Below are 24,485 nucleotides of genomic sequence, written 5' to 3' on the forward strand. Positions count from 1 at the left end.
TTTCTGGTGGAACAGGCATCTTGCCTGTTGGTTCCACAACAGATGAATTTTCTGGTGGAACAGGCATCTTGCCTGTTCCTCAACAAGTAATTGAGAAGGGTGCAAAATATCAGTTTAAACCAAAGTCTGAAGTAGAAAGGTACTCTGAATATTTCCAGCAGTTAATCAAGTACGTCGCAGCTAATATCGCCAGTTTTCCAGATTCAGAAGTTTGGCGTTATTTGGCGGCTTTTATTGCGAAAAATGTTAGCTTCCAAGCTTTGTATTTGAGCGAGGTCAATCTGCTCAATATATTGAGTCAGCGAGCTGATATTCTGGAATTTCATTTGAAAAATATCGGCAGTCAAATAGAATGGAATTTTCCTCAGAGAGAACCTGAAAGAACTAAAATTAGAGTTGGCTTTTTGCTGGATAAAATTAGTGATGAATCCGAGACTCGTGCTGCAATTGGGAGTTTTGAATATTTAGACAGAAGCAAATTTGAAATAATCGTGTACTATTTCCAGGTACAAGACGAGCGACTGGGGAAATATTGCGAAAATTGCGCTGACAAACTGGTGCAACTGTCAGAAGATTTGCCCCATCAAGTCCGAGAAATGCGATCGCACGATTTAGATATTCTGCTAATCTGCACCAATACTACCGACACTTCTCAACAAAGCGCCCTCCTGTGCCTGCACCGACTAGCACGAGTGCAAATAGCTAGCGGTGTATCAACCCCCGCAACCACCGGAACCAGAAATATCGATTATTTCATTGCCGGAGATTTGGCACTGCCCGCAGGTGCAGCAGCAGAGTATCGCGAAAAATTAATTAGTTTAGAAGGGTCGGGAGTTTGTTTAAGCTATACTGTAGGATCAGCACCTGGCCGAGTTGAACCGACTCGCAGGAGTTGGGGAGCTACCGATGACTCTGTAGTGTTCATGTCCGGCGCTCAAGCTTTGACAATTATCCCAGAATTGAGAGAAACTTGGGCAAAAATTATTGCGGCGGTACCAAATTCTATTTTAGTTTTGTATCCCTTTCGTTCCCGCAATGAAAACTATCCGACGGTGCCTTTTTACAAACAAATTCGATCGCTCTTTGCAGAATTTGGGATTGACAAAAAGCGCTTAGTTGTGATTAAGGCGCTGCCATCTCGCGCAGATTGCATAAAATGTCTGGAATTGGCTGATATATATTTAGACTCCTATCCATACAGCAGTGCCTGCTCCTTAGCAGAACCCCTGTTGGCCGGATTACCTGTAGTGGTAAGAAAAGGGCAAACAACTCGATCGCGACAATCAGCCGCAGTGATCGAAGAACTACTACTTCCGGAACTGGTAGCAAACAGCGAGAACTCTTATTTAGAGCTGAGCACAGCACTGGGAACCAACCCAGAACTGCGTCGGCACTACCGCGAGCGAATCAAGCAAAAAATGGCGGCCAACCCCAAATATCTCGACAGTCGCGCTTGCTCGGCACAACTCGGAACACTCTTTGAAAGACTATTGCGAGAGTGAAGGAAGAAGGAAGTTCAGCAACTAAGCAGTGTACGGGATTTAACGGATGGATGTTGAGGGAAGAAGGAAGAGGGCAGAATTAAAGATTTTCCCACTCTCCCACTCTCGCAGCCCGCTACCATTATGAGACCCGCGGGGAACCCCTCGCTAGGCAGAGCGTCAAGAAATAGACAGCAATAGCGCTAGCCCACTGACGGTCTGCTATCATCGGGGAATCGAGGGGTTAGTGGTTGTCGCTCTTTTCCTGCCACAGCTAAATTAAAAGGGGAAGCGCAAGTCAGTTGGAGATAAAAAAATGACAGGACTTTTTCAAATAGGCGATAAATTACTGCAAGCTCAGGATATGCCATCGCTCCTGAAGCGGTACCAGTTAATGCCGCAATTCTTGCGCGGTGTAATAGTAGACCAAGCGATCGCATCCTTTACTTGCAGCGACGAAGAACGCACATCCGCCGTCGAGAACTTTCTGGCACAACACCAACTGACAGCCCCGGAAGCCAAAGAAGCTTGGCTGCGCGGCCAAAATATGACGGAAGAAGAACTTCAAGAGATGGCCGTTAGGCCCTTGCTGATCGAAAAATTTAAGCAAGCCACTTGGAGACCTAAAGTAGATAATTATTTTTTAACCCGCAAAGCCAGCCTAGACCACGTAGTCTATTCCCTGGTACGCACCAAAAATCCAGCACTGGCAAACGAACTTTACTTTCGCATCCTCGAAGGGGAACAAACCTTTGCTGAAGTGGCCCGGGACTATTCCGAAGGGCCCGAGTCGAAGTCAGGCGGCTTGTTGGGCCCCGTACCCCTCAGCCAGCCCCACCCGGCAATCAGCAAACTTTTGTCCGTCAGCCAGCCAAATCAACTCTGGACGCCGCGTCCTCTGGCAGAATGGATGGTAATTATTCGACTAGAAAAGTTCATGCCGGCCCAACTCGATGAATCGATGCGGCTGCACTTGATTAACGAACTCTTTGAAAGCTGGCTCGCCGAACAGATATCGCAAATAGGCCCGCTACAGCCCCTCTCCTCCGTGTCTTCAATTTCATGACAATCAAGCAATTGGGTCAGGGGCCCCCGGATTTATCCGTGGAGACTTGAAAAAGCGTAGCATCCTGACAAAAACCCCCTGGATTCATCTGTGGATTCAATCTAAAATCTAAAATCTAAAATCTAAAATTGGATGACTTCTTCCGCTGTTTCCCTCTCCCAAATTCAGGATTTCCTAGCTCAAACACCTCCCTTTGACCGACTGTCAGAGACGGCTCTGACAGCCTTGGTGGCTAAATGCCAACTCCTTGGCTACCGGACGGGGCAACCCCTGTTTGAACGGGAAAAAATGCCGACTCAGGTGGCAATTATCTATCAAGGTCAGGCGCGGCTGCTGGGCTTTGACCAGCGCTCGCAGCGCCACGTAAGTTTACGCTTGGTGCAGTCGAAGGAAATCCTGGGCTGGGCTGGCTTGCTCAGGGGGGTTCCCTGCGAAACCGCGATCGCTTCTACAGATGTGATCGCGATCGTCCTACCTGCCGAAGATTTCCTGAGCGTACTGGAAAAACAGCCGACATTTGGAGAAGCCTTTCGCGAACACTGTTCCTTGAGCGAAGTATTTGAACTGTTGAGCCTGGAATTGCAGCGCCAAGCAGACGGCACTTCCAATCTCAAGGAACTCACCCTGCAAGCTTGGCAAGACGCAACAGTTGTTAACGTACCAAACGGCAACAAAAAAACTCAAGACATCGCCAAAGAGCTAGATGCCGATCGAGTTTGGCTCGTCAGCAGCGGCGTCTTAGGCGACTTTCCCACCGGCAGCCGCTTCTCTGTGGAAAACGCAGCCAAATCCTTAAAAGTAGAAGGCCGCCTCGGCGCCCGCTTGGTAGGTTTCCGGGAACCCCCAGAACCTCAAGAAACAGACCCATTGGGCCCGACAGATATAGTAGACCCAGGGCCCAAGCCGATCGGTGGAAAATTGATCGAGGTTTTACCCGGCCCAGACCGTCCCCCAGAACCCAAAACCGACCCCCAAACAAAGGATGGGGCGAGATACCCAGTTTTCCGCGCCAAAGGGCAGATTGAGGGCCCGTTAGCTTGTTTCCAGATGTTGAGCAAGTATTTCGGCCTCAAATTTCGTCGAGATATCATCCGCAAAGTTCTAGAAAATCAGTTAAAAACCGCCGGTTCTATCAGTATGCAAGCCTGCGGGGCGATCGCCCAAAGCATCGGCCTCACGCCCCAATTGGCGCAAGTTCCCGCAGAAGCGATCAACCGCATCAAAGCTCCCGTAATGATTAAATGGCAAGATAGCTTTGCCATTATTTACAGCATCACCGAGCAAGAATTGGTGCTCGCTACGCCCGAACAGGGGCTGATGCGGAAGCGGATACCTCAGTTTAAAGAAATATGGGGAGAATCAGGAGAAGTTCTGCTGCTGCAAGCTCCGCAAGTTGAGCAAAAAGAGCAGTTCAGCTTCTGGTGGTTTGTGCCGGCCCTCATGGAACACAAGACAGTGTTTTTTGAGGTGTTGCTTGCTTCGTTTTTTGTACAGTTATTTGGTCTTGCCAACCCATTAATCAGCCAAATAATTATTGATAAAGTATTAGGTCAGCGCAGCATTGACACCTTGGATATTTTGGGTGCCTTTCTGTTAGGTGTTGCCCTGTTTGAAGGACTGCTCAACGGTTTGCGTACCTTTTTGTTTATAGATACCTCAAACCGCATCGATGTCAAATTGAGTGCGGAGGTAATCGACCACTTGCTCCGGCTACCCCAAAATTACTTTGACAATCGGCGTGTGGGAGATCTGGTCTACAAATTCAGCATGATGGGCCAGATTCGGGAATTCATGACGAGTACAGCTCTGACAGTGGTTCTCGATGCGGTATTTTCGGTGGTTTACGTCGCCGTGATGCTCTCCTACAGCGTGCAGCTAACGGCAGTATCTTTGGCAGTGGTACCGATACTGGGGCTGATGATTGTTCTAATCAATCCGCTGGTGCTGCGCCTGATAAAACAGAGAAATATGCGTTTTTCTGACTCTCAATCTTATTTAGTGGAAGTAGTCGGCGGGATTCAAACTGTTAAGGCTCAAAATATTGAATTGAAATCCCGCTGGGAGTGGTCGAGCCGCTACGCAAAATACATTACAGCCAGTTTTAAAACAATTATCACGGGGACTGCGGCAGGTACGGTTAGCAGCTTTTTAAACCAGGTGGGTAACTTAGCTCAGTTGTGGGTGGGAGCTTATTTGGTACTGGGAAATGAGATTACTTTGGGTCAGTTGATTGCTTTCCGAATTATTTCCGGGAACGTGACTGGTTCGCTGCTGCGTTTTGTCAGCGTCTGGCAGAGTTTCCAAGAAGTCTCGATGTCGATCGATATGCTTAAGGATGTGGTCGATACGCCGACGGAAACCAGCGATGAAGACCGCAGCAATATCCCGCTGCCAGCAATTCAAGGGCAGGTTACCTATGAGGAGGTTTCCTTCCGATTTCTAGAAAGCGGGGCACTGCAATTAGCTAATGTTAATTTGGAATTTCCTGCTGGCAGTTTTGTGGGAATTGTGGGGGGAAGCGGTTCCGGTAAAAGTACGGCGATGAAGCTGTTACAGCGTCTTTATCCGCCTCTTTCGGGCCGGATTTTTATAGACGGCTATGACATTTCTAAGGTGGAACTGTACTCGCTTCGCAGCCAACTTGGGGTGGTGTTGCAAGATACTTTGCTGTTTAACTGTACTGTGCAGGAAAATATTGCTCTGAGTAATCCCGATGCGAGTACGGATGAGATTGTGCGAGCTGCCAAATTAGCGGTAGCTCACGATTTTATTATGGGCTTGCCTGCTGGCTACAATACGGTGGTGGGAGAGCGGGGTGCGTCGCTTTCTGGGGGTCAAAGACAGCGTTTGGCGATCGCCAGGACGATTTTGCAAAACCCGAAACTGCTGATTTTGGACGAAGCTACAAGCGCCCTCGACTACCATTCCGAACGCCAAGTTTGCAATAACTTAGCAGAAGCTTTTGCTGGCCGCACGGTGTTTTTCATTACTCACCGCCTGACTACCATCCAAAACGCTGATGTAATTATTATGATGGATCAAGGTTCTGTAGTCGAGCGGGGAACTCATAAAGAATTAATGGCTCTTAAAGGGCGTTACTACTGCCTCTTCCAACAACAAGAGTCATCGAATACCTGATATCTAACAACTCACAACTGATCACTAACGCTTAACAACTGAGAACTAACAAATGGCTATGAAATCGTTAATACTTTCTGAGCAACCAGTCATTCTCGAAAAACCAGCGATTTGGTCGCACTTGTTTTTGTGGATGATCATGCTGATGACCACTTCTGCTGTAGTGTGGGCTTATTTTGCTAGCGTAGAGCAAGCTGTCCCCGCTGTGGGCCAATTGGAGCTCAAAGATGGTGCTAGAGACATCCAAGCACCTGCTACGGGCGCTGTGGTGAGACTTCACGTTGAAAATGGCGATCGTGTGGAAAAAAACCAGCCTCTGCTCACTTTCAACCCAGTTGCACCCAGTGCCGATTTAACATCGGTTCAGAAAACTAAAGAAGCTCTGGAAAAGGAAAATAAATTTTACGAAGATGTTGTCAACGGCAAAATTCAAGGCCCTGTTCCTTCTAACCTAGAATCAACAATCAAGGACAGACAGAGCCTTACGGCACAAAATCAAGTGCTGCAAGCTTTGATTGACGAACTGTACCTCAATCGGGGAGCCAGCGGAAATTTTGATGCTGCTCAGCAAGGACTTTATGTTAATTATCGATCGGAATTTCTGTCTCGCGTTGCTGCTGCTCAAGGCCAAGTTCAGGAGTTGGAAAAACAACTGAAGCAAGCTCAGGATGCTGAAAAAGCCGCCGGCGATCAAATGACAGTGGCACAGCAACAATTAGGTTTTGCCCAGAACCAATTAAATTATGCTCAGCAGCAGTTAGGTTCTTCGCAAGAGCAAGTAAAATCAGCCCTGGCTCAGAGAGATTTGGCCCAAGAACAGTTAGCGAAATCCCAACAAGTATTGAAGTCGAATCAAAACATTCTAGGCAGACTCGCCCCCCTGGTAGAGGAAGGAGCCATCGCTGAACTGCAAAAAGAACGTCAAGAACAAGATGTTTTCAGAGGCCAAAGCGACGTTCTCAAACAGCAAGATCAAATCAAGCAGCGCGAAGGTGAAATCAACTCTCGCAAGGGCGAAATTAACACGCGCCTCGGTGAAATCAATACGCGCCGAGGCGAAATTAACGCGCGTCAAGGTGACATCCAAAAAATTAGTGCTGACATACAGCGCCAGCAAGGAGAGCAAGCGCGCATTCAGGAGTCGATCGCCCGCGCCGAAGAACAGTTGAAAAACACCAAGGATTCCTGGGCGAAAGAACTTTATACCAAAATTGCTGAAAACCAGAAACAAATTGCCAGCAGCGATTCTCAGCTAAGCCGCTTCAAAGTGGAAAACCTGAAAAAGTTGTCCGAGGTGAACGCTCAACTAGAAAAGGCTCAACAAAACCGCGACACTCAAGTTCTGAAAGCTCCGGTATCGGGTGTAATCTTTGATTTGAAGCCTTCTACCAAGGAGAAAGCTAAGTTGGATATGGCGAAAGATCCCATCTGCCAATCCATTATTAATTCGGTGGTGAAACCGGGCGAACCGCGCCCAGCACGCTGCGAAGAAGCTTATTACGAAGCGCAGCAAACTGAAAAGCTGCTCAAGGTTTTGGATGACGACAACGGTCTGCAAGCAGTGGTTTACCTGGAAAACAGCAATGTGGCTCTGGTATTGGATGCTTTGAGACAGAAGCGGGCAAAATTGGAGCAGTATCACGGCAAGCAATTAGACGGAGAAAAGATTGACTGCGAAATAGGTAAAAGTTGCGTTTGTCCAGAGAAGGAAGTTAACAGAGAGAAACTGGGTTTGACGAAATACCAATGCGTGCCTGTGGAAGTGAATGTAGAAGCTTTCCCGGCGCTGGAGTTTGGTACTGCTGAGGGTGAAGTGATAGAGATTAGCAGCGATGCTGAGCCTCCTACTGAACTGCGGAAATACTACGCTTTCAAAACCAAAATTAAGCTCAAAAATCAGAAGTTCGTTTTGAACAAGGGCAAGGCAAATGAAGTGGAGGTGAACTTGCAGTCGGGAATGTCCGTGAGTTCTAATATTAATATCGGCAAGCGGACTGTATTGCAGATGTTTATCAACCGATTTACTGGGAAAATGGATACGTTCAAGACTATTAAGTAGCGAACAGTTGACGGTTGACGGTTGACGGTTGACGGTTGACGGTTGACGGTTGACGGTTGACGGTTTACTGTTGATGGTTGACGGTTGATTGTCAGTCGAAAAGCTGATGATATCATGTCCGTTCGAGCGATCGCGATTTTTGTAGGGGCGGGTTCAGCAACAATACTTGCGAATAATTGACAATATCAAAAACCCGCTCTGACCGGGATATTATGGTTAATCGATCGGACATGATATGACTAGATTTTACAATTCCGATGCTACCGGATTGGATATTAATGAAAAAAATCATATTATTTACTTTATATCTAATTCCTGTCCTCTTATTAATCGGATTTGTAGCGAATTTTAGCGTTAACGTTCCCGTTGATGACGAGTGGAGGTTAGCTAGCCTTTTTGAAAAAATAGCTGCGGGAAATGTAACTTTTAACGATTTTTGGGCTTTGCACAGCAACCACCGTATACTTTTCCCTAAAATAATTATTGCGGTGCTGGCTTTTGCTTCCCGATGGAATATTAATTATCAGTTGTGTCTCAGCATAGGTTTGGCTGCGATAAGTTTTATCGCTATGTACAAGTTATCCTCGATGCAAGTTAAGAATGTCGCGGATGATTTGTGGCATTTAGCTAATATTTTAACTTGTATTTTGCTTTTCTCTCTAGTTCAGCACGAAAACTGGCTTTGGGGATTTCAACTCGCTTGGTTTTTCGTGAATTTGTGTTTTGTCGCTGCGGTTTATGCGCTGATTTCAAATCACAAATTATTGCCTAATATAGCGGTTTTTAATCGGATGAAACAGAGATGTTCCACCACGATTAATAAGCTATTTAGGAACGGGCAAGATGCCCGTTCCACAAGAAGATTGAATTTTTGTGGAACGGGCATCTTGCCCGTTCTTGAGAATGATGCAACACCTCAGATCAAACAGAGTACCGACACGGCACTGCCGTGTCCCTACGATATTCAAATATCGATTGCGGCTGGATTCTGCTTTATTGCGAGTTTTTCCCTGGCCCAAGGTTTGCTTTCTTGGTTGGCTGCAATTCCCGCTGTGGCGGCTGTAGAAGGAAATGCGGCGCAGAAAAGAAAAAGACTTATTGTCTGGATGCTGCTGTTTTTGGCAACTGGTGCTGTTTACTCAATTGATTATCATCCTAGCCGGAAAGCAAGTATTATTTCATTGTTGAATAAGCCGCTTGTGGTGATTGATTACTTTTTAAGTCTGTTGGGTTCGCCAATTGTGCGATCGCCTGGAATTTCAGCATTAGTTGGATTGCTAATATTTGCAAGTTTCTTATTTTTTGTATTCTATTTCTTTGTCATTGGGAACCCTGCGAAGCAATCTCCAGCCCCTGCGATTGCTTCGTTCCTCCCAATGACAGATAGAAATGATATTGCTGAAAGCTATAGCAATCCCAACTCAGTTATGAACGTGGTTCAGGCTGCGACGCTGGACGGGCAAGATGCCCATCCCACAATTCATTTAGGATTACGGCAAGATACTCATTCCAAAATTGATTTAGGAGTGCAATATCAGGCTTTACCTTGGCTGTCAATAGGTTTGTTTTCGGTTTTATCGGCTCTGTTTATTACGGCTGGTAGGGCAGAATTTGGGGCGATTCAGGCGATCGAATCGTCGAGATATACGACTAATTCGATTTTGTTATTAATTGCTGTGGTTCAGCTAGGGCAATTGTTTGTCCGAGGTAATTATCAAGAAATACAAGCTAAGTTAAAGAGGAATTATAAATTTATTTATCGCGTAGTTGCAGGGCTGTTAATTGCCACAATTATTGTTAACTCTCAACAGGCGATCGCCCAAACTCGATCGGCAATTATTTACAAACAAGGCGCTCAAGATTGTTTGCAGTTAATTAACTATCTCGAACCATCGGATTTTTTCAATAATTCGCAGGAAAGCTGTTTGAGGGTGCTGAGCAAAAAAACTTGGCTGGTGAGAGAAGGCGCTGCAATAATCGACAAAATAGGTTGGATAAAGTTCGCGAAAAATGTAGAGTTTATTTCTAATACCGAGAAAGTTTACGGTTATTTAGACAAACCTCAAACTAGCGATAAATCCTTGACTGTTAAGCAAAATGATGCTGTCAAGGCTGCTGGTTGGGCGGTTTTGCCAGAAAAATTGCAACAGCCGAATATTGTACTGCTATCTGTCGGGGACAAAAAATCTTTTTTTGCTAACGCTTATGTAAATTTGGACAGTCCCGACATTGCGGAGAGTTTAAAATCTGAGTTATACAGTAATGCAAGGTGGGCTGTTGATTTGTCGGATAATAATTTGCCGATCGCCCAAACTGAAATTAAAGCTTGGGTGTATAATCCTCTTGACAACCAGTTTGTCGAGTTGCGCGGAGGATGAGGAGTGAAAATTTCTGTGATTATACCAGCCCACAATGAGGAGGGCTGTTTGTACGGTACTGTGCGGGCGATCGCCCAGAAGCTCGATTTAGAAGGCATTCCGCACGAAATTTTGATTGTGAATGACAATAGTGTCGATCGAACTATTGATATTTGCCAGGAGTTGTCAGAGACTTTTGGCACAGTGAGATACATCAACAATCAACCTCCCAACGGTTTCGGATTTGCTGTGCGCCGGGGATTGGCGGAATTTGACGGAGATGCTGCGGCAATTGTGATGGCGGATGCTTCCGACGATCCGATGGATTTGGTAGCAGGATACCGCAAGCTGCAAGAAGGATATGATTGCGTTTTCGGTTCGCGCTTTATCAAAGGCGGCTTTGTGGTTGATTATCCAATTCACAAGTTAGCAATTAACCGCTTAGCAAACTGGTTTGTCAAAAGTATTTTCGGCTTGCGGTACAGCGATGTTACCAATGCTTTTAAAATTTACCGCAGAGAAGTAATTGAAGGCGTACAACCGATTTTGAGCCATCATTTTAATTTGACAGTGGAACTGCCTTTAAAAGCAATTGTCCGGGGTTTTTCCTATACGGTGATTCCTTTGAGATGGTACAATCGGACGGCCGGCATTTCTAAACTAAAAATAAAAGAGATGGGGAGTCGGTATTTGTTTATTGTCTTGTATGTCTGGCTCGAAAAACATCTCTCTCGCGGCGACTACCACCGAACTAAAAAGATGAATGAATTGAAATTAGATTTATTGCCAAAGTCAAGGACTGAAGTTTTGACTGCGAAGGAATGATGACTAATGATTTTGGCAGCGCAGCCATTGATACTTTGATGGCGATACTACTGCGTACCAAAATCGGGACTGCAACTTAGGTAATGGGCGCAACCTGCGGAATGGTTATGAAAAAATGGTCAAATGGCTGAAAAATCCGATCGCGCGGTAAAATTTAACTTAGGAGGCTATGGGGAAATTTGGTTGAAAAGATATACTAAGTTGGGAGGATTAAGTCATGGTTTTTACAGCCCAAGAAATGGCAAAATTGATGCCAGATGCCAGTCAATTAGAAAGTGACGAACCGGAAATGGAGAGCTCCCTACATTATATTCAACTAGCATTATTAGTTGCCTGTTTGGAATGGCAATGGCGCGAGCGCAACGACTTTTTTGTTGGAGCAAACCTGACGGTTTACTACAGCCAGCAACAATTGCGAAATCGAGATTTTCGCGGTCCGGATTTTTTTCTAATAAGAAACACAGAAAAACGTCCGCGTCGTTCCTGGGTAGTTTGGGAAGAAGATGGGAGATACCCAGATATAATTATCGAATTGCTATCTAGTTCTACCGCTAGAGTCGATCGCAACGAAAAAAAGATATTATATCAGAATCGGTTTAGAACTCCCGAATACTTTTGGTTCGATCCTGAAGATTTAGAGTTGAGCGGTTTTCGTTTAATCGGTCAAGAATATCAAGCTATCATTGCCAATGAATTTGGTAGATTGTGGAGTGAGGTACTAGAATTATATCTGGGAATTCATGATGGGAAATTGCGTTATTTTACCGCAGATGGTGAGTTAGTTGCTACACCAGAGGAATCTGCAATGCAAGCACAGCAAAAAGCTGCACAAGCTCAAGAGCGAGTCGAGCGTTTAGCGAATCAATTGCGGGCTTTGGGAATTGAACCAGAATAGTTGTAAAAATTCAGAGACAACATGATTCAGTTTTAATGCGAGGCATACCTCAACACCCATTTTTAAATCATTTAACAGCAGTAATTCATCCTCTAAGAAAGTTGAGTCTATGCCTGAGAGAATTTTAATTGTTGGCGGTGCGGGTTTTATCGGCAGTTGTTTGGCAATTGGCCTGAAGAAACTGCACCCGGAATGGCAAATAATTTGTTTAGATAACCTGCGTCGCCGGGGTTCAGAATTGAATCTGCCTCGGCTTAAAAGTTGGGGGATTCAGTTTGTTTACGGGGATATTCGCACCGCGGCGGATTTAGATCCAGTTGCACTGAATACTGACTGCATTATAGATTGTGCTGCGGAGCCTTCTGTGCTGGCTGGTTTTAGTTCACCACAGTACGTTTTGCAGACGAATTTACTGGGTACTGTGAATGTTTTGGAGTTGGCGAGACAAACGGGTGCTAGTTTGCTGTTTTTGTCTACGAGTCGGGTTTATCCGATCGCCAGTGTCAAATCTGTTAAACTGTTAGAGTTGCCGAATAGATTTGCGATCGCCCCTGAGCAAACTTTACCCGGTATATCGGAGTTGGGCATATCAGAAGACTTCCCATTAAAAGGACACCGTTCGCTTTACGGAGCAACTAAATTAGCTTCGGAATTGCTGATTGAGGAATACAGGGAAGCATACAATGTGCCCGCAATTATTAACCGCTGCGGGTTAATTACCGGGGCTTGGCAAATGGGTAAAGTAGATCAGGGAGTTTGCGGTTTGTGGGTGGCGGCTCACTATTTTCAAAAGTCGCTGAGTTATATCGGTTTTGGTGGCAGTGGGAAGCAGGTTAGGGATTTGCTGCACGTTGAAGATTTGTTGAGGTTAGTTAATTATCAGTTAGAACATTTTGCTGAATTTGACGGCGAAGTTTTTAATGTGGGCGGCGGTTTGAGCAACAGTCTTTCTTTGGTTGAGACAACTGATTTGTGCCAAAAGATTACGGGTAAATCGATTTCAATTAATCCTGTTTTGGAGGAACGCGCCGGGGATATTCCGATTTTTATTACTGATTCTTCTAGGGTGATGGAGAAAACAGGATGGCGGCCTGTTATTGGGCCGGAAGCGGCTTTGCAGGATATTTATGATTGGATTGCTGCTAATGAGGTGGTTTTAAGTTCGATTTTGTAGGGATTTTTTAACTACAGATGCACGCTGGCCAGACGCCTGTGCCGCAATAATAGCCTTCATCCCCAAACTTCTGTCAAATCTAAAATAAACCCCGGCAACACATCTTCACCCGACAAAGTTCCAGGATTTTCCAGCACTTCTACATTTTGACTTTGCCTGTAAATCTCCACTTTTCTGTTTTTTCTATCTATCAACCAACCTAAACGAACCTGGTTTTCCATGTATTCTTTCATTTTCTCTCGCAGTGGCTTCATATTGTCACTTTTAGAACGAAGTTCTACCACAAAATCAGGACTTAAGGGAAGAAAGCCTTCTTTTTGTTCTGGGGTGAGTGCGTCCCACGTTTCTTGACGCACCCAAGACGCATCAGGAGAGCGATCGGCTCCATTGGGCAAGTGAAAACCAGTAGAAGAGTTAAACGGTTTACCTAGTTTAGTTTGACGGTTCCACAACCAAATTTGTCCTTCTATATCGAGATTTCTGTATCCTGTTTCGCCTCCGGTTGGTGGATTCACGATTAACTCTCCTTGTGCTGTTCTTTCTAATTGTAATTCTCGGTTGGCGATCGCCAATTCAACGAACTGTTCGCGGGTAACGGTGAGTGTTAGTGTCGGCGGAATATTCACAGCAATGGCGCGGGATGTTTGTGTCATCATTTTTTTCCTAAAATTGATGCTTTTTTAGCAAATTTATCCTGATTTTGCCCAGCCCAAACTACAGGACTACTTGCAATTTTTATTATAACAATTGAAATGGTCTAGGGGCGGCGATCGAGATCGATCGCTTTCCCGGAGCATTAATTGTTTGGTTTCGATGCTTTGACAAACATTTGCCCTCCCAAAAACCGCCACAACAAACGTAATTTCAAGTAAACTTTTAACAGCAAAGGCGAGGCAGGTCTGCCTTTTGTCGAAAACGGTAAAAATCTTGGTATAATTAAGTCGATTTCAAACCCGACTGTTTGTAAAAGCTCTTGCAGCGATAAGTGGGTAATCGGTAATTGATGGTCAATAAAATCGTAATATTCTTTGAATGAGTATTTAAAATTTGGTTGGACAACTAAGATAGAACCCCCTGGCTTAAGCGCTTCAAAGCAAAATGCAATAATTTGGATTAGTTCTTCTTTGTTGCGGAGATGTTCAAAAAAGTTAGAGATAAATATTCGGTCAAATTGCTCGCTAAAATCTGGGTTTTTGCCAATATTTAAAATATCAATATTCAGCACTTTTACATCAGGGTTGGCTAATAAATTTGAATCGGGATTGAGGTCAATTAAATATTTGTTTTCAGCCCTAATTTGATTTATAAACTCGCAGTAACCGCCGCCAATATCTAAAATCGCGGATTCGGGAGGAACATAATTTTGCAAAAAATCGTCAATTAAAACTTTCCAGAGTGCAATCTTAGCTTGCATTTGTCGCGAATCAAAGCGGTTGGCATACAACTTTTTGAGATATGTGTCAGTTTTCATAGTAAAATAGCCTAGACTGAGTATGAGTTTATCACGCGATACAGCCCACTATGAATGTTATATCTACTGAAATACCGGAAGTTCTGATCATTGAGCCGAAAATTTTCGGAGACGATCGCGGTTTCTTTTTTGAGAGTTTCAATCACAAAGCTTTTGTAGAAAAAACAGGCGTGACGGCCGAATTTGTGCAAGACAATCATTCCAAATCTTCTAAAAATGTGCTGCGCGGTTTGCACTACCAACTGCAGCAGCCTCAAGGCAAATTGCTGCGGGTAGTTGCTGGCGAAATATTTGATGTAGCGGTGGATATTAGACAAAGTTCGCCGAATTTCGGAAAGTGGGTTGGCTGTTTGCTGAGTGCAGAAAATAAACGGCAATTTTGGGTGCCGGCGGGATTTGCACACGGTTTTTTAGTGGTTTCGGAGACTGCTGAAGTTTTGTACAAAACTACAGATTATTATGCACCGGCACACGAGCGGTGTATCCTGTGGAATGACCCGGATTTGGCGATCGACTGGCCGCTAGATGGTGCCCAACCAATCTTATCAGCTAAAGACCAAGCTGGACAAACGTTGAAAACAGCTCAAGTGTTTTGATTATGAAAATTTTACTCGCAGGTGGCAGCGGACAGCTAGCTCAAGAATTGCAGCCGATTTTATTATCTTCGGGAGAGGTTATTGCGGTTGATCGCACTCGCCTCGATTTATCCCAACCCGAAAGCATCCGTCAAGCAATGGCTGAAATTCAACCGGATTTAGTCGTCAATGCGGGTGCTTACACAGCGGTAGACAAAGCAGAAAGCGAACCGGAATTAGCAAACGCCATCAACGGTATTGCACCCGGAATTATCGCAGAAGAATGTGAAAAACTGGGAGCAAGTTTGATTCACTTTTCCACTGATTATGTATTTGACGGTAGTCACAGTTCTGCTTATCTGGAAACAGATTCTACGAATCCACTGGGAACTTACGGCAAGTCGAAATTAGCAGGCGAGGCAGCAATTCGGCAAGCGGGAAACAGACATATTATTATTAGAACAGCCTGGGTTTACGGCAATAGTGGCAAAGGTAATTTTGTCAAAACCATGCTGAGGTTGGGAAAGGAAAGGGAAGAAATTCGAGTAGTAGCAGATCAGATCGGAAGTCCTACTTGGACGGGCGATTTAAGTGCGGCGACTTCCCAAATTATTCCTCTCCTTGGGCAAGAAAGTTTTGGGACTTACCAGTACACTAATAGCGGTGTTTGTAGTTGGTACGATTTTGCGATCGCCATTTTTGAGGAAGCAGCACAACTCGGCCTTCCCCTAAAAGTTCAGCGCGTAATTCCCATCACCACCGCCGAATATCCGACACCCGCAAAACGCCCCGCTTTTTCGGTTCTCTCTACGGTAAAAATATCAGCAATTCTGGGTACGTATCCTCCCCACTGGCGGCAAGGACTCAGACAAATGCTGGCAAGAGAAGTCAGTCGATTTTAGATTTTAGATTTTAGATTTTAGATTTACTTGCAGCATTGAATCTGGGAGTTTGAACTTTAGTCTAAAATTTAGGGATTCAGGACAATAGGACTTATCCACAGGTGGCCAGAAACCGGGTTTTTTACGAAAATCCTTCGCTGTAGCCTAGAGATTAAATAAAAAACCCGGTTTCTTTGTCGGGAGTGCGTCGCTAAACCTGCCCCATTAATTAAAAATACCCCATGTCTGAATCCATGAAAGTCAAGCAACAATATATTTTAATTGCCGCATCAATTCTCGGCATTCTAATACCAGCGTCATATATTTTGTACTTGATATCCCAAGCGGGAGACTTGTCTAATTTTGATTATTGGTGGATGACCTGGAATTTTTATTCAGTAGACGGTTTCTCTACAAATCCTTTTAATTGGATATTTCGGGCGAACGAGCATTTTGTCTTAATTCCGGCAATTATTTATGGCTTGAATATAGTCTTCACCAAAGGTTCAAATATTGGTTTATGTTTAGTTGCCTGGTTCTTGGCTTGGATTCAGTGCCATGTATTAATTGCTCTGCTGCCATTAAAATTGAGGCGTTTTCCGCTGCAATTTATCTCACTACTCCTTTGCATTTCTATTTTTAATTTTACTCCGGCGGCGGCTCACAATTGGATGCGGGGATTCAGCGGCGTTCACTGGATAATTGCTAATTTATTTGTGATTTGTTCGATATTTTGTTTGCACTCCTATGCGACAGATTTATTAAATAAAAGGGAGGCAGAGCCTGGTAACGAGTTTGTAGGGGCGGTGCCCCCGTGCCCGCCCCCGCCTTTACAAAATAAGTGGGTAATTTGCAGCATTATTTTTGGCGTTTTAGGCTGTATTAGTTACAGCACTCCTTTAGCTTTGTGGCCGATATTGTGTGCTGCTGCTGTTGTGCTGCGGTTTCCTCGGCGAATAACTTATTTGTATTTTATTGCTGCGATTGCGGTGATTGGCATTTATTTTTTAACTTATAAAACTCCATCTCATCACCCTTCTTTAACTAAAATTAACCCGCTCAAAACTATCGAATATATTCCCACTTATCTCGGCGGAATATTTAGCGAAAATATTATTTTTGCTTCAATTATTGGTATAATTGGTTTGCTTTCAGTGACGGGTTTTGTGGGTTATTGGCTATTTGTAAAAAAGGTTGATCGCCTGGATTGGCTACCTTGGCTATCAATCCAACTTTACACGCTGCAAACGGCGTTAATGGCCGCAGTTAGTCGATCGGGATTTGGCGTCGAACAAGCCACCGCTTCCCGCTACGCCACACTCCCAGCTTTGTTTTGGATGAGCACAATTGTGCTGACAGTATTGTGGGTGCGCGAGTGGCAGCCAACACCAAGAATCCAAGGGCGTTGGCTGACACCGCTGTTTGCAGTCGCCACAGTTGCGATTATTTTAATGTACGGGGTGGGAGGCGAAACTGCAATGGCGATCGCCCGCAGAGCAACCTATCAACCGTTAGTAGCATTATCACTGCAATTAGGCATCACCGACGTAACCCTAATTAAAGACCGAGTAGGCAACAAACCTGCCGCTTTTGTCGGGTTAATCGACGCATTAAAAACTAACAATTTAGTGCCATTTAACCGAGACATCAAAAAACACAATTTCTGTGCAGCATTAGACACACAAATCGACGCAAATTTACTGTCAGCGCCCAAAGACGGAGTACCCGGATTTTTTGATACAGCCACCAAACTTGCACCAACAGCAGCGAGAGTAATTGGCTGGGTAGGAGACCCCGAAAACAATGTAAAATGTATTGCCATTCTCAACCAAGAAAATGTCGTTCGAGGTTTCGCCATGTCAGGATTTCCGCGCCCAGATTTAGTTAAACTGTTTGGCCCTTCCTACGAATTCGCCGCTTGGAGAGGATACATTCAAACATACCCAACAGATAAATTATTGACAGCCTATGCCTCATTTAAAAACCGCGAAGGTTGGATAGCCTTGCGAAACTCCCAAGTTATCAATAAAAACTAAAAAACCTCTCCTTCTCCTCCTCAGCGCCCTCTGCGCCCTCTGCGGTTAATAAAAAAATCTCATTTACAACACAAATGAAATAAAATAGCCCTATGTCAAAACATCTCAGCTTCGTAATCCCCGTTCACAACGAAGAAGCTACCCTCAAATTGCTGTTTGAAAAAATCCAACTTGTCATGTTCCAAACGGGAATTGACAGTTACGAAGTCATTTTCATAGATGACGGTAGCCGCGATTATTCCTGGCAAGAAATCACAGATTTAGCTAGCCAACATCCCAAACTAATTAAAGCGATTAAAATGCGCCGGAACTTTGGCAAATCCGCCGCACTTTCAGCAGGATTTCGCAATGCAGCAGGGACAATTATCTTTACTCTCGATGCTGACCTTCAGGATGACCCCGCTGAAATTCCCAAATTTTTACATCATTTAGAATCGGGATTTGATTTAGTTTCCGGTTGGCGAAAACAGCGGAACGACCCGCTTTCTAAAACTTTACCTTCCAAGCTGTTTAATGCCGTTGCGTGTTTGCTGACAGGGGTGCAAATGCACGATATGAATTGCGGTTTTAAAGCTTACCGTAGGGAAGTTTTGCAGTCGATTAAATTGTACGGGGAATTACACCGCTACATTCCAGCTTTAGCAAACAATTTAGGGTTTAAAATTGGCGAAGTAGTTGTGGAACATCATCCGCGAAAGCACGGAAAATCGAATTACGGCTGGGAACGTTATGCGCGGGGTTTTATTGATTTGTTGACGGTGTTAGCCACGACGCAGTATTTACACAAACCGGGTCATTTGTTTGGGGGTTTGGGGTTGTCTTTTGGGTTGGTGGGAACTGTTTCGCTGAGTTATTTGATAGTTATTTGGTTTCTGAATTTGGCGGGGATGAATTTTGGGCCGATCGGCAATCGACCTTTGTTATTTTTTGGGATTTTGTGTACAATTCTGTCGGTGCAGTTGATTTCTTTGGGGATTTTAGCTGAGTTGATGGCGCGGAATGTGGATGCTGATTATGTGGATAAGCAAATTAGCGAAATTATTGATGATTCTGGTTTTGATATTTAACCGCAAGATGGAAACGGCGATTGAAACGGCGATTGAAATCGCTTCTACACAAGCAAAGTCTGCCTCCGCAGACTGAAGAAATATCTCATATTTTCAAGAATAGTATTATCTGATTTTATACAGTATCCATTTGCCTTGTTTGTCTGCGATTTCTCCTTGAATATTTGGATGCCAATCGCTACGAGTGAGGATATAATCTGCCTGATATTTTCTGGCTACTTTGACTAAATCCCCACTGCTGCGGCGGATGAAGAAGTCATTTCCGCCCCAAATCATTTGCGGGTTTAAGGGAATTCCTAAAACAGCTTCCATGCGAGTTTGCCACTCTTTGATGCCTTTTTCGGTAAAGGGAAAGTTCTTGAAGTTGACGACAATCGCCCTTTCGGAGAAAAACTGGAAGCTGGTAACTGAGGGGGGAATTAATACGAGTGAATCGCGGCTGCTACTTTGCGAAAATCGCACAGCTAATTTGCTTAAGTCGTCTCTGGGAACCGCATTGATATTAACTCTTGTTTGAAATACATTTAATATAGGTTTGGGCAGAATTCCTGCTATTCCAAAAACTAAGGTGGCGGTAGTTATTAAGGCTAATGTGTGAGTTAGAGTCTGTTTTATAGATGTAGCTAGGGATGTTTTTTCTAAAATAAATGGGAAGGCGAGGATTGAGAAAAAGATTGGGATGCTAATTATTCGATCGCCAATTATTTCCCATGAATCAGTCACCGGATATATCAAGCTGAAAATTACCGTTCCTGCTGCTAAAATCCACCATAATATATTATATCGTTTGGACAATACGTAATTTTTTGTTTGCCAAACTGATAATCCTAAGAAAATGACACCCCTAAAGGGCAAAGTTAGTACAGCTAACATCAACAAGCTAACAGCTATTTGTTTGTCTATGTAAAGTCTATCTACCGTCAAAGCAACAGCAATAAATATAATTAATTGAGCAAAAGGTACAGTTCTAGCTAACTGTAGTTTGGCGATAAAAGCTAAAGGATAAACTTCGACAAATACGTAATTTATAAATAATGCAAAAATTGATGTGCCAACAATTACATAAAAATTAATCTTGTCTTCTTTTGGCAATAAATCGGAATTTTTGATGCACAGCAACCCACCAATTATGAAACATATAAAGTTGAACCAATTCCCCAAATCCCAATTTGACGGGAGGATGTGGTGGGGGTTGCGGACTTTTGCGTGAATGTAGACAAAATCGGCGTTGTCGATAGTTTGAGTGCTGGTAGTACCTGTTAATAACATCGGTACGTAAACGATACTTGCCATTGCTGCTAAAAGTGCGATCGCCAAAATCAATGTTTTGAACTTCCGCTGTCTTACAGATTCAATAAATAAAACGGGAACCATCATCAATCCCGGCAACAAACCCACTAAAAATTGCAGCAGACAAGCCAGTCCAAAAAATAAATATCCGGTCAACCATTTCTGGCGCAAACTAAAGTAAATTCCCCAGATTGCGAAACCCATTGCGAAGGTACTGGGTACTGATTTGGTGGAAAATATCAGCGTGTTACCAACATCGGTAAATGAAGCGGCTATACATAAAAAAGCCATCGCTGCTGCTGGCAGTTTTGAATTAGTATAGATATTGATAATTGCGTAGCAAGCTAAGATAAATGAACCGAAGGCTATAAATTGATAAATAAAGTGCGCTAGGGGAATGCTGGTTCCTAAGTTGGCGAGCAAATAGATGATATAATAATAGTAATATCTCGGATTAAATTTCACCATTTCCTGAACGTAATAATCATTTTTATACAGTTCAGGATTTAGCATAAATTGAATTGGCGGCACTTCGGGAAAATTCCCTCCAATGGGAAAAATATAGCCAGTTGCCATCAGGGAGCCGATGATGACAAAAGTATAGAGAGATAGATTAAAATACCAGTGGGATTTTTGATGTTTTTGCATTGACGGTTCAACTTACCTACTGACAGCCAAATTGTTAATCTCTAGTTGGCATTGGTTTGTTAAATCCTGTTTGCTGCTACTCAATACCTCAAGCAGCGGATAAAGGGGATTTTTGCTCTCAACTAATAGATTTAAGCCGATCGCACTTTTTGGACTATAAGCCATCTCTGCTGAGTCTATTAATTTACCTTGCTTGTCCCACAAAGTCAAGCGCAGGACAACTCCCGGACATTGTTTGTTAGGTAAATTGAGTTTGCCCGTAACTTTTACTTTGTCTGAAATGGAACCTAAATACAGAAAAGATGTAGCGAGTTTCTGGCTGTTTTTAATTGGATGAGTTACAATATTATATATGTTATCCGATTCTTGACTGACTGAATAATTGACACTTGTGTAGATGGATTGATGCAAACTAATCCAATCTAACTGCGTGCCTGGTCGATCGACTATTTGCCGCTGCATCGCCTCCAGAGTCCTAACTGCCGTTGCTGTATCAGTCGGCCGCATCCTCCGGTAAACGCTGACAGTCACGCCGTTTTCTAGCTTAAACTGTTCCGGTAGCAATTGGAAATCGCGGGCAATTTCCCAGTTTTGAGTAAAGGCATCGTACACAACTTTAACAACATCTTGTTCGTGTGATCGCAAAACTTGTTCGTCAGTCGGTAACACCTGCTGAAAAGGTACAGCAACCACCGCATATTGTGCCTGCAACAACTCCGGTAGCGGGTAAGTATCGCGCGAGTCAATTTGCGGTCTCCCGATGGTATTTAATTTCCACCAACCCTCCGGCGGGTTTAATTTTCGGTTGGCTTGTCTGAGTATGTTAGCATTGAAATTGTTAGAAGCACCGACAATATAAATCGGTTCTTCGTTGGGTGCTAATTTTCGCAGAAACTCTACTAATTTTACAACTTCGTCGTAGTCCGATCGCACTAACGGCGGAAAATTAGCCATAAACAGTCTTGACAAATCAATTTTGAGAGGAATTAACCCGACTGCGGCATTCAAAACCAGGTACAAACCCGCCGCGCCCAGCATGAAATACCGGACTTTTCCCTTGAGTGTCAGCCAAGTTGTCCAGAAAAATGTGGATAGTCCTAAAAGTGCGATCGGTGTAATATGAATTGTATAGTGCAAGTAGCCGTAACGCAAAACTAACAGCCATTCAATCAGCGACAAAACCCCAAACAACGAAACAAAAATAGCCGCCGCCGGAACCAGGATTCGAGTGAGAATTCCCGCAGAAAAACCAATCACTACCAGCAGCCAAGTTCCCAAACCGTAAAAAGACCCATAACGAGTTAAAATATCATTTACAGGCAAACTCCAAGCGACATACAAATTGCGGTAGTCAACAGTCAGAGCACTGCGAGTAAAATCTCCCGCTACCAACATTAAAATAGTCAAGCTAGTTGCAGCTATCAAACCCAATTTGATACCGGATTCAAACAAGCATCTATAGGCAAACGGCACTGTTCCGTCCTTGTCTTTGGGAGAGGACAAGGCCGTTTCCTTACGGTATATTAATACAATAAACTCTATCAAAGCCTGTAAAGTTGCTGCACCAAAAAATGCGATCGCACTATAAGCAAAATGGCGCCGCAACAGAATCGCCACCGCCAGCAAAAACCCAATTAACGGGATTTTCCACCAAGATTTCAGCTTAACATCCTGCAAATAAACCAAAATTGCCAAGGCTACAAACACACAGCCGCCAGTATCCAGATATCCCCGCAGAGTCGGTATCCAACTCATAGGAATTAATAAACTCAGCAGCACCGTTGACCAAAATACCCGGCGGGGATAAACTGGAATTAGCTTTGCCGAAATTGCCCCCAGCAACAGGCGAAACGGCAGCACATAAATTAGGGATACGCTGAGAATGTAACTCAGCCGAGAATCGCCAAATAAGAGAATAAACGGCACTAACGGCAGAGAAATTAACAGGTTTTTTTCCTTAGATAGCGATTCTATAACTCCGCGCCATGCTTTATCTGGCGACTCTCGAAATAAATTTGCCGTGTTGACTGTAGCGGTATTGTATCCCGCGTAATCCCACCAATAAAAAGTATGTTCGCTGGATACATAGATTGATGTTACTGCAACTGTGAGGAGAACAAGTAAAAACAGGAAAAACCCATCTATTAGAAATTTTCGAGGCAATTTAAAAGAAACAACATCAAATACTTCCATCACTCTAGCAACCCTCAATCAATTGTATAGTCCTGGACGCACGGGTAGTCAGAAACCGGGTTTTTTTGCCAAAATCTTGCATCAAAACTTTTAATTTCGGTAAAAACCCGGTTTCTTTGGTATGGATGCGCGTCCAAGATTGTTACCTTAAAACAGTACGTTGCAAAAAACCTTCCAACTTTTCTGCATATTGCCGATTCGCGATCGCACTTGGATGCAGGTCATGAGGTAAATTATTATTGGCAGGTATTTTCAAATCAACCGAAATATCCGCCGTAGCAATTCCCTCCTGACTTAACTCCCCCAACATCTTAGCAGAACCGACATTAATTCCGGCCACAACTAACTTAACACCATTAGCCTCGGCCACCCGGTTAAACTCTTCAATAATTGCCTTAGAAACATCGTGACTTTTGTACAATCCCTCTTCAAATTGATTGTAATTAACCTCTAAAAAATGGCTTAATGCAGAAACCCGCATCAGCGGGAACTCGGTATATTCAAGTTTTGCCATGCTGTAGGTAAAATTATTTTCTCTATTCAACCTAGCATCGGGCTGGAATAAAATACCCAGTTTATTCCAAGCAGCCATTTGCTTTCGTCTCGCCCTTAACAAAGTATTGCGGCGGTCATGAAATCCCGCATAAGCAATCACCGCAATTTTGGGTTTATTTCCTTGTTTGAGTGCTTCTTTGAATTGAATCAACGAGTGCAGCGTGCCGTAGCCGTTAACGCCAAAATTCACTATTTCATATTTGGGTAATTTCTCTTGCAGCAACCAAGCATAAGTTTCGCTGTCATTCAATGACCAACCGTAGGTAAAAGAACAGCCAAATATCCAAATTTCAGGCTTTTTTGACGATAAATTGTAAGTATTGAGGGGATGGGTTATTCTTAAACTATTATTGATATGAGTTGTATTAAATGAGTAATTGCCGTTAAGTATCACCTTGAATTTACCCGGCAAATGCTTGTAGCCGAGTTCGGAGTCTTTGGTAAAAAAGTTACCTTTTGGTTCGACCACAACATCAAGATTTTCTATTTCCCAGGGTTTGTATCCCGCAACTCGCAAGACGATTTCAGCCGTGGTGGTGGATAAAAAAATTGGAAAAATTAGATATGTTATTAATCTGAAAGCAACATTTTTAGCATTTTTTTTTCTCATTAACATAATATGAAACGTCAGCAAAAGTATAATAAACTGCCATGCCAGTATTATCTAGTTCATGGCTCTAATTTAATTAGATTGATCGCACCAATATCAGCAACGGGCTAGAAGCCCGTTCCACAAGAAAATCTACTTTTTGTGGAACAGGCCCGAAAGCCTGT

At 43.7% G+C, this 24,485-nt stretch carries 17 protein-coding genes; 12 read left to right on the forward strand and 5 right to left on the reverse strand.

Going from position 1 to position 24,485, the window contains the following annotated elements; all coding sequences use genetic code 11:
• The 8 genes from QUB08_RS06855 to QUB08_RS06890 form a co-directional block, all read left to right on the forward strand.
• Window positions 1-1,502, forward strand: a 1,502-nt coding sequence (locus QUB08_RS06855) for an O-linked N-acetylglucosamine transferase, SPINDLY family protein (protein WP_445300898.1), incomplete at its 5' end; no start/stop codon positions are given.
• Between the two features lie 295 nt (window positions 1,503-1,797).
• Entirely contained in the window at window positions 1,798-2,547 is a 750-nt protein-coding gene (locus QUB08_RS06860) for a peptidylprolyl isomerase (RefSeq protein ID WP_333224049.1), read from the forward strand.
• Window positions 2,548-2,679: 132 nt separating this feature from the next.
• Window positions 2,680-5,685, forward strand: coding sequence for a peptidase domain-containing ABC transporter (locus tag QUB08_RS06865; RefSeq protein WP_333224050.1), 3,006 nt, complete (start codon window positions 2,680-2,682; stop codon window positions 5,683-5,685).
• 58 nt (window positions 5,686-5,743) lie between these two features.
• Window positions 5,744-7,744 carry a chromosome partitioning protein ParA gene (locus QUB08_RS06870; protein WP_333224051.1) on the forward strand — a complete coding sequence of 667 codons (2,001 nt, stop codon included), beginning with the start codon at window positions 5,744-5,746 and terminating at the stop codon, window positions 7,742-7,744.
• Between the two features lie 278 nt (window positions 7,745-8,022).
• On the forward strand, window positions 8,023-10,122 hold the full coding sequence (locus QUB08_RS06875) for a hypothetical protein (protein ID WP_333224052.1): 2,100 nt from the start codon (window positions 8,023-8,025) through the stop codon (window positions 10,120-10,122).
• 3 nt (window positions 10,123-10,125) lie between these two features.
• Window positions 10,126-10,926 (forward strand): glycosyltransferase family 2 protein, encoded by an 801-nt coding sequence (locus tag QUB08_RS06880; RefSeq protein WP_333224053.1) that lies wholly within the window; start codon window positions 10,126-10,128, stop codon window positions 10,924-10,926.
• 217 nt (window positions 10,927-11,143) lie between these two features.
• Window positions 11,144-11,821: a Uma2 family endonuclease gene (locus QUB08_RS06885; RefSeq protein ID WP_333224054.1), complete on the forward strand. Its 678-nt coding sequence runs from the start codon at window positions 11,144-11,146 to the stop codon at window positions 11,819-11,821.
• 109 nt (window positions 11,822-11,930) lie between these two features.
• A complete protein-coding gene (locus QUB08_RS06890) occupies window positions 11,931-12,995 on the forward strand; it encodes an NAD-dependent epimerase/dehydratase family protein (protein ID WP_333224055.1) in 1,065 nt (354 codons plus the stop codon).
• A gap of 56 nt (window positions 12,996-13,051) precedes the next feature.
• On the opposite strand, the gene QUB08_RS06895 is transcribed toward QUB08_RS06890, so the two are convergent.
• On the reverse strand, window positions 13,052-13,651 hold the full coding sequence (locus QUB08_RS06895; protein ID WP_333224056.1) for a Uma2 family endonuclease: 600 nt from the start codon (window positions 13,649-13,651) through the stop codon (window positions 13,052-13,054).
• Window positions 13,652-13,791: 140 nt separating this feature from the next.
• On the reverse strand, window positions 13,792-14,466 hold the full coding sequence (locus tag QUB08_RS06900; RefSeq protein WP_333224057.1) for a methyltransferase domain-containing protein: 675 nt from the start codon (window positions 14,464-14,466) through the stop codon (window positions 13,792-13,794).
• Between the two features lie 50 nt (window positions 14,467-14,516).
• On the opposite strand from QUB08_RS06900, the gene rfbC reads away from it, so the two are divergent.
• The 4 genes from rfbC to QUB08_RS06920 all read left to right on the forward strand — a co-directional run bounded on the left by rfbC (window position 14,517) and on the right by QUB08_RS06920 (window position 19,025).
• A complete protein-coding gene (gene rfbC, locus QUB08_RS06905; protein ID WP_333224058.1) occupies window positions 14,517-15,062 on the forward strand; it encodes a dTDP-4-dehydrorhamnose 3,5-epimerase in 546 nt (181 codons plus the stop codon).
• A gap of 2 nt (window positions 15,063-15,064) precedes the next feature.
• Window positions 15,065-15,943 (forward strand): dTDP-4-dehydrorhamnose reductase, encoded by an 879-nt coding sequence (gene rfbD, locus QUB08_RS06910; RefSeq protein ID WP_333224059.1) that lies wholly within the window; start codon window positions 15,065-15,067, stop codon window positions 15,941-15,943.
• 221 nt (window positions 15,944-16,164) lie between these two features.
• A complete protein-coding gene (locus tag QUB08_RS06915; RefSeq protein ID WP_333224060.1) occupies window positions 16,165-17,958 on the forward strand; it encodes a hypothetical protein in 1,794 nt (597 codons plus the stop codon).
• 92 nt (window positions 17,959-18,050) lie between these two features.
• The gene (locus tag QUB08_RS06920) at window positions 18,051-19,025 is read left to right on the forward strand and encodes a glycosyltransferase family 2 protein (RefSeq protein ID WP_333224061.1); all 975 of its coding nucleotides are present in this window, start codon (window positions 18,051-18,053) and stop codon (window positions 19,023-19,025) included.
• A gap of 105 nt (window positions 19,026-19,130) precedes the next feature.
• Here QUB08_RS06920 and QUB08_RS06925 read toward each other — a convergent pair whose 3' ends face one another.
• The 3 genes from QUB08_RS06925 to QUB08_RS06935 all read right to left on the reverse strand — a co-directional run bounded on the left by QUB08_RS06925 (window position 19,131) and on the right by QUB08_RS06935 (window position 24,321).
• The gene (locus tag QUB08_RS06925) at window positions 19,131-20,963 is read right to left on the reverse strand and encodes a DUF6798 domain-containing protein (protein WP_333224062.1); all 1,833 of its coding nucleotides are present in this window, start codon (window positions 20,961-20,963) and stop codon (window positions 19,131-19,133) included.
• Window positions 20,964-20,975: 12 nt separating this feature from the next.
• Window positions 20,976-23,156, reverse strand: coding sequence for a hypothetical protein (locus QUB08_RS06930; RefSeq protein ID WP_333224141.1), 2,181 nt, complete (start codon window positions 23,154-23,156; stop codon window positions 20,976-20,978).
• Window positions 23,157-23,298: 142 nt separating this feature from the next.
• Complete coding sequence (locus tag QUB08_RS06935; protein ID WP_333224063.1) at window positions 23,299-24,321, reverse strand: SGNH/GDSL hydrolase family protein; 1,023 nt, start codon at window positions 24,319-24,321, stop codon at window positions 23,299-23,301.
• Between the last annotated feature and the right edge of the window lie 164 nt (window positions 24,322-24,485).

The organism is Microcoleus sp. BR0-C5 (genome assembly GCF_036705045.1).
Lineage (GTDB): Bacteria > Cyanobacteriota > Cyanobacteriia > Cyanobacteriales > Microcoleaceae > Microcoleus.